Source organism: Microcoleus sp., assembly GCF_049646505.1.
Classification (GTDB): Bacteria; Cyanobacteriota; Cyanobacteriia; order Cyanobacteriales; family Microcoleaceae; genus Microcoleus.
The window spans coordinates 1-7,251 of sequence record NZ_JBARVX010000367.1 but is presented as its reverse complement, the minus strand read 5'-3'; the positions used below and the strand labels follow the sequence as shown (position 1 = coordinate 7,251).

2 protein-coding genes are annotated in these 7,251 nt (G+C 50.9%); one reads left to right on the top strand and one right to left on the bottom strand.

Annotation, left to right across the window (positions count from 1 at the left end; translation table 11 throughout):
• Positions 1–113 precede the first annotated feature (113 nt).
• The gene (locus WBA89_RS18710; RefSeq protein ID WP_424408714.1) at positions 114–4,964 is read right to left on the bottom strand and encodes a glutamate synthase-related protein; all 4,851 of its coding nucleotides are present in this window, start codon (positions 4,962–4,964) and stop codon (positions 114–116) included.
• A gap of 528 nt (positions 4,965–5,492) precedes the next feature.
• On the opposite strand from WBA89_RS18710, the gene WBA89_RS18705 reads away from it, so the two are divergent.
• On the top strand, positions 5,493–7,251 hold a 1,759-nt coding region (locus WBA89_RS18705; RefSeq protein WP_424408713.1), incomplete at its 3' end, for a hypothetical protein.

Below are 7,251 nucleotides of genomic sequence, written 5' to 3'. Positions count from 1 at the left end.
GGCTAGGGGGGGTCGAAGAGTGTTGCACGATTTTAGAGAAATGGTATAAGTCCGGTAGATGCAAAAAAAGGGGCAACTCGCGTCGCCCCTCATCTATTTAACCAACTGCAAAATTAAACTTCCACAGCAATCTTTTGTTCCGAAGCTTCCGGTGAATTTGCTTCACTCGGCGGCACAACTTGCCAGAACTTCGGCAAATATTCCGACCAATTTGCCAGAATCTTCGCGGCTTTTTTGCTGCCGGTCCGATCGCGCTGCAGCTCAATCAACTCCTTCAATTGCGCCTCCCCAGCGGCCGTAGAAACCCGCTGCATCTTCACAATCTCCCCGTTGACATGAGCCGGGAAACTGCCATCTTCATCGAGGAAATAACCCAAACCGCCAGTCATTCCAGCGCCGACGTTGCGGCCGACTTTTCCTAACACGACAATTACACCGCCAGTCATGTACTCGCAGCAGTGATCGCCCGCACCTTCAATCACAGCTTTCGCCATTGAGTTGCGAACCGCAAACCGTTCGCCCGCTTTACCCGCAGCCAACAGAGTTCCCCCCGTTGCGCCGTACAAACAGGTGTTACCGACGATCGCATTTTCGGAAGCATCGTAAGTCGCACCAGCCGGCGGTGCGATCGCAATTTCGCCGCCGTGCATCCCCTTACCAACATAGTCGTTAGCTTGGCCTGACAGTCGCAGCGTCATTCCCGGCAAATTGAACGCGCCGAAGCTTTGGCCCGCGCTACCAGTGCAGTTGAGGACGATCTCACCGCTAAAGCCCGTGTTGCCGTATTGCTTGGCGATCGCACCACTGATTCTTGCTCCCACAGTGCGATCGGTATTCACCAATTTTACACTCTTGCTAACACTGGTTTGATTGGCGATCGCACTTTGAATTTCAGCATCCGCCAACAAATCGTCATCCAACACTGGCCCGTTGGTGTGTACGTCGCCGTGAATCAAGAAAGATCGATCGCCCTTAGTATCCGGTAACTTCATCAAACAATCCAAATTAATCGCTTGAGTTTTAGTTAATTGCACCCCTTCGCGCATTGTCAGCAAATCCGCGCGGCCGATAATATCTGCGATCGACTTATAACCCAATTTCGCCAACAAACTCCGCACTTCTTCTGCTACGAAATAGAAGAAATTAACAACGTGCTCCGGCGTTCCGGGGAACCGTTTCCGCAAGTGTTCCTGTTGAGTTGTTACGCCCACGGGACAACTGTTCATGTGGCAAACGCGAGCCATAATACAGCCTTCAGCAATCATTGCCACCGTGCCGAAACCGTACTCTTCGCCACCCATCAAAGCGCCGATAATCACGTCCCAGCCTGTTTTAAAGCCGCCGTCAACCCTGAGCAAAACTCGATCGCGCAAATTATTTTCCAGCAGCACCCGGTGAACTTCAGTCAAACCGAGTTCCCACGGAGAACCTGCGTGCTTAATCGAACTCAGTGGAGACGCACCGGTACCGCCATCGTGACCGGAAATTTGAATCACATCAGCATTTGCCTTCGCAACACCGGCGGCTACAGTCCCGATGCCGACTTCCGACACCAACTTCACCGAAACACCAGCTTTTGGATTGATTTGATGCAAGTCAAAAATCAACTGCGCCAAATCCTCGATCGAATAAATGTCGTGGTGAGGAGGCGGCGAAATCAAAGTGACACCCGGTTTCGATCGGCGCAAATAAGCAATGTACTCGCTCACTTTCGGCCCCGGCAATTGACCGCCTTCACCCGGTTTCGCACCTTGTGCGATTTTGATTTCGATTTGTTTGGCGTTCATCAGGTACTCTGGAGTCACCCCGAAACGCCCGGAAGCTACTTGTTTGATGGAAGAAGAAGCTGTATCGCCGTTCTGCAAACCTTTCAAGTGAGGTAGCGTTTGTGAGAAACCTGCATCGCTCACATCCTCCAGCACTTTGTAGCGCACCGGATCTTCCCCACCTTCGCCGGAGTTGGATTTGCCGCCGATGCGGTTCATCGCAATCGCGAGAGTTTCGTGGGCTTCCGGGGACAAAGCGCCGAGGGACATTCCGCCGGTGGCGAAGCGACGGACAATATCTGCTACAGATTCTACCTCTTCGATTGCAATGGCAGGGCGATCGCTTTTCAAATCCAGCAAATCCCGCAAAGCCGTTACCGGGCGGTTTTCGAGCTGTTTTTTGTAAACCTCGTAATGGTCGTAGGCCGTTTCCGAATTTTTGTCACCAATTGGTCTCATTTTTGGTTCGGCGGCCGTTTCCGAATTTTTGTCACCAATTGGTGTCATTTTTGCTCCGGCATTTTTGTCACCAATTGGTGTCATTTTTGCTTCCGCCGCATTACCGTTGCTTCCTTCTTCCTTCCCCCCTTGGGGGGGGTAGGGGGGGGTTCTTCTTCCTTCGTTAAAAGTAGCCACAGCCCTGTGCAAAGCCTTAGCCATTTCCGGGCTGTTCATGTGATATTCACCGCCGCGGCGGTACTGCACGAAGCCGAAATTTTCCAGCTTTTTCCGGTTCAATTCCGGGAAAACCTGAGAGTGGAAAGACATCACCTCGTTAGCCAGTTCCGCCACGCTCAAACCGCCGATGCGAGAAACAGTGCCTTTAAAGCCCAAATCGAGCAAATCTGCGCCAATGCCGATCGCCTCAAAGATTTGCGCGCCCTGATAGCTAGCCAGCAGCGAAATCCCCATTTTCGACAAAATTTTCAGCAAGCCATTTTCAACCGCTTTGCGGTATTTAGATTGAGCTGCAGTGACGGTAATTTTGGGAACCTTGCCGTGTTCCATCAAATTTTGAGTTTTGGTGTCAAACCACCAACCGCGCACGCTTTCCAAAGCCAAGTAAGGGCAAATAGCCACCGCACCGTAACCCATCAAACAAGCGAAGTGGTGAGTGCTCCAACATTGGGCGGTATCGACAACGAGGGAAGTTTGCATCCGCAGCCCAACGCTAATTAAGTGGTGGTGAACCGCACCAACTGCCAGCAACGGCGGAATATAAGTACATTCTGCACTCAATCCCACAGCAGATTCGCCTTCTTCCTTCGAGATTCGATCGCTCAAAATCAGAATTCTCGAACCCTCGCGCACCGATTTAACAGCATCTTGACAAAGTTGATCTACTGCATTTTTCAAACCAGCAGGGCCGGCAGAAATTTTGTAAAGAGTGGACAATTCGGTGGCGGGGAAAGACTGTTGGTCTTTCAAGAAAGACAGTTCAGCGTCGTTAAGTACGGGGGAATCAATTTTTAGCAGCTTGGCATTTTCCGGGATTGTTTGCAATAAATTGCCCCGCAAGCCCACATTCATTGTGAGTGACATCACCATCCCTTCGCGCAGGGGGTCGATCGGCGGATTTGTCACTTGAGCGAACCGCTGTTTGAAATAGTTGTACAGCAACTGAGGCTTTTCTGAGAGTACGGCCAAAGGAGCGTCATCGCCCATGCAGAAAGTCGGTTCCTTCCCAGAACTCGCCATCTCCACAATCACCATATCCAAATCTTCGGCGGTGTAGCCAAAAGCAGTTTGGGTTGCTAAGAGTGTTTGCGAGTCCAGGGTTGCCGTTTCCGCAAAAGGCTGCGGTTCCAAGGTTTCGCGGTGTTGTTTCAGCCATTCGCCGTAGGGGTGGCGCTTAGCAATTCGCTGTTTGAGCTGCCAATTTTTGAGAATTTCGTGGGTTTGCAGGTCAACTGCGATCGTGTGTCCTGGCCCCAAACGGCCTTTTTCGACAATATCGGCTTCGGGAATATCGACAACTCCGGCTTCGGAGGCGACAATTACCAAACCGTCTTTAGTAATGCAGTAGCGGGCCGGACGCAAACCGTTGCGATCGAGCGTAGCACCTACTTGTTTGCCGTCGCTGAATACCAGCAATGCCGGGCCGTCCCAAGGTTCTTGAATGCCGCTGTAATATTCGTAAAAATCGACAATTTCGGGATAGGGAGCCAAATCCGGCTGATTTTTGTAAGCTTCCGGCACCAGAATTGTCAGGGATTCTAGGGGGGTGCGGCCGGAGTGCACCAACAATTCCATCACGTTGTCCAAGTTGGCCGAATCGCTGCTTTCGGGATTGACAATGGGGTTGAACGTGTCGATGTCGGCTTGACTCCAATTCGGGTGAGATAAATTGGCTTGTCGCGCCTTCATCCAGGTAATATTGCCCAACAGCGTGTTAATTTCGCCGTTGTGTCCCAGCAAGCGCATCGGCTGGGCTAGGTGCCAGCGGGGCATGGTGTTGGTGCTGAAGCGGCGGTGATAGACGGCGAAGGAGCTTTTATAAGCGGGATTTTTCAGGTCAGGGTAAAATTCTGCTAGTACGGCCGATCGCACCATGCCTTTATAGACGATCGTGCGGCAGGAAAAAGAGCAAGTATAAAAGTCTCGGCGAGTGAAGCCGGGGCGATGGGAAAGCTCGTGTCCGATCGTGCGGCGGGCCAGAAATAGCTGTCTGTCGAGTTCGTCTCCGGTTAAGTCCGGTGAACTGACAATTACTTGTTCGATTTGAGGCTGATTTTCTAGCGCTTGCGGGCCCAAAACCGAGGGTACAATGGGAACTTTGCGCCATCCCAAAAGTATCAGCCCGCGATCGGTCAGAACTTGCTCAACCACCTGCCGCGCTATAGTCGCTTGAAATTTATCTTGAGACAAAAACAGCATTCCCACGCCGCAGTTTTCCCGTGCTGGAGGCACAATTCCCTGTTCGGCAAACCAAGCATCCAGCAATTCCCAAGGAATTGCCGTCATCAAACCGGCACCGTCGCCGGAATCAGAGTCGGCGCTGCAACCGCCGCGGTGTTCCAGACAAGTTAAGGCTGGCAGAGCTTTTTGAATCAGCGAGTGAGTAGCTTTACCGTTTTGGTTGGCAATAAAGCCCACACCGCAGGCATCTCTTTCTTCGACTAACCAGCTTTGGCCGGCGAATGGAGTTCCTCGTTGAGTCTGATGCACGTTGCTGTTTGGATCGGTAGTGTTACCCATGATTGGATGTTATTTCAGGTGATTGTGTGGTTGATTTGTTTTTATAGCTCGGAGAGAGAATGCTGCCGAGCGGTGGGATCTTAGTAAACCTTAAAACAGCACATAGCAAGCTGATTCGATAAAAATTTACGTAGATGCTTCCTGCACTTAAGACTGAAACCCTGTTTGCCAATTTTAAATTATCTCGATCGAATCGCTTTGGAGATGTCTCATAGAATACGCTTCTGTTGTAGAGGAGTGATTCTTGGGAAAATTGCCGCTTTGCAGGGCCGATAAATTGCGGGCGATTCACGAAGAAGGATAGCTGCGCGAGGCGAGTTTTTTTGTGCTTGTTTTTCCTGAATGTGCTAGATAGAATTGCAGAGGGCGGTTGAAATCTCCCTCTCTAGTGCGTGAGATTCTGTAGAGGCGCGGTTTCAAGCGCCCCGTCTTCTTATCGTATCGAATAAAATTAGAAATTTTCACCGTTGTGCTGTGCGGCAGGCATTTTTGAAGGTTAATGGTTTGAGGTTTCCAGAAGTAAACAAAATGCACAGCAGACAAAAACGCCTAGTAGCAGCTAACAGAAGTCGATCGAGTGTTTGGCCCTCGATGTTGTCAGTTTTAATTGCGCCGATACTGGCGATCGTCTCAGTCGGGAATCCGGCCACCACAGCCCAAGCAGCCAAGAGCGAGAAAACACCGGAGGAAGGGAAGGCTGCACTGATTCATGCTTCCACAGCCCGCCATTCGTTTCAACTCCCCTCTCCTAGCGAAAGTCGTTTAAAACTCACATCTTGCACCATTCTCAAAAACGGGCAAGATGCCCGTTCCACAACAGTTGCATTTTCTTGTGGGGTGGGCATCCTGCCCGCCCAGAAAAAGCCGATCGAGAATGGTGCAACATTTCAGTTAAAACCGACTCAATTACTGATGGCTCAATCTGTACCGCCAGTTGCCAGAATTAAACAAGGCCGCCAAGTGTCTCTCAACGGCCGGATTCTGCCCTTAGCTTGGAATGTGCAGCCCACAAACAGCACTTCGGCAAATTTCCGAACTTGGATTGCTGATGTTGGCTTGATGCAAAGTGCGGGAGTGGATTTGCTCAATACCGCCGACAGTACCAAACAACCGGTGCAGTGGTTTTCGGTATCTTTCACCGGCGCTAAAAGTTTGACAGCAAGGGCAACAGGTTCGTATCGTTACTTGGATGTTACAGATTTTGCTAAAGCTGCAGGCTGGCAGATATCTGCTGAGGGCAATGTTCTAAAAATTACTTCTCCAACTGCCAATATTACTGGCATTCGGCAAGCAGCCAGAGAATGGGGCGATCGCACAGTGCTCGATCTCGATCGCCCCGCCCCGTGGCAAGTCAACTTCGGCGATACACCGAGCCCGTCCCCAACAACCCCACCGCGAGACACTCCCGACGACCCCACAAAGCCCGCTATCCCGCAGCAGACAGCGCCCCCAGCCCGAAACCTCGAAACACCAGACGACCCGACAAAACCCGCGCTCTCGCAGCCGCTAGCGCCCTCTGCACCGATCGCCCTTCAAGAATGGTCGATCGCGATCGGTGCCAAGATTGATCGCACTTTGATCGATCGCGCTTTTGCAACCAGCCAACAAGTGCGATCGTTAAAAATCGAACCTGCGGGGAATCAAACCAAAGTCAAGGTAAAAATTCCGTTAGGTTGGCGGCCGCAAGTTTTCAGTTTAGGAAATCCCAATCGATTAGTTATCGACATTCGCCCGGATTCCCTAGTAGAAAAAAACATTCTTTGGGCTCCGGGCGTGCGGTGGCGGCAGCAATATCAAAATTTAGGAACCGCTCGTTTTCCCGTAGTTGGGTTAGAAATTAATCCCCGCCAATCCGGTGTCAAAATTAGACCGCTTTTGAGCAATCCGCCGACAGAAAAAGGTACTGCACCTCTATTGCAAACAGCAGAACTTTCGGGAACTGCGGCTGCAATTAATGCCGGATTTTTCAATCGGATCAATCGATTAGCTTTAGGCGCGATTCGGCGCGAAAATAAATGGCTTTCCGGGCCAATTTTGAATCGGGGGGCGATTGCTTGGAACGATCGGGGCGAATTTGCGATCGATCGTTTGACTTTGCAAGAAACTTTGATAACTCCTGCAAATCAACGTTTGTCTGTTTCACAGTTAAATAGTGCCTACGCGACATCAGGAATCGGCCGCTACAATCTTGATTGGGGCACAACTTATACTCCGTTTTCCGATAATGAAATTGTTGTGACAGTTGCGGGCGATAGAGTTGTCAGCCAATCTCCCGGAGGTGTTCAGG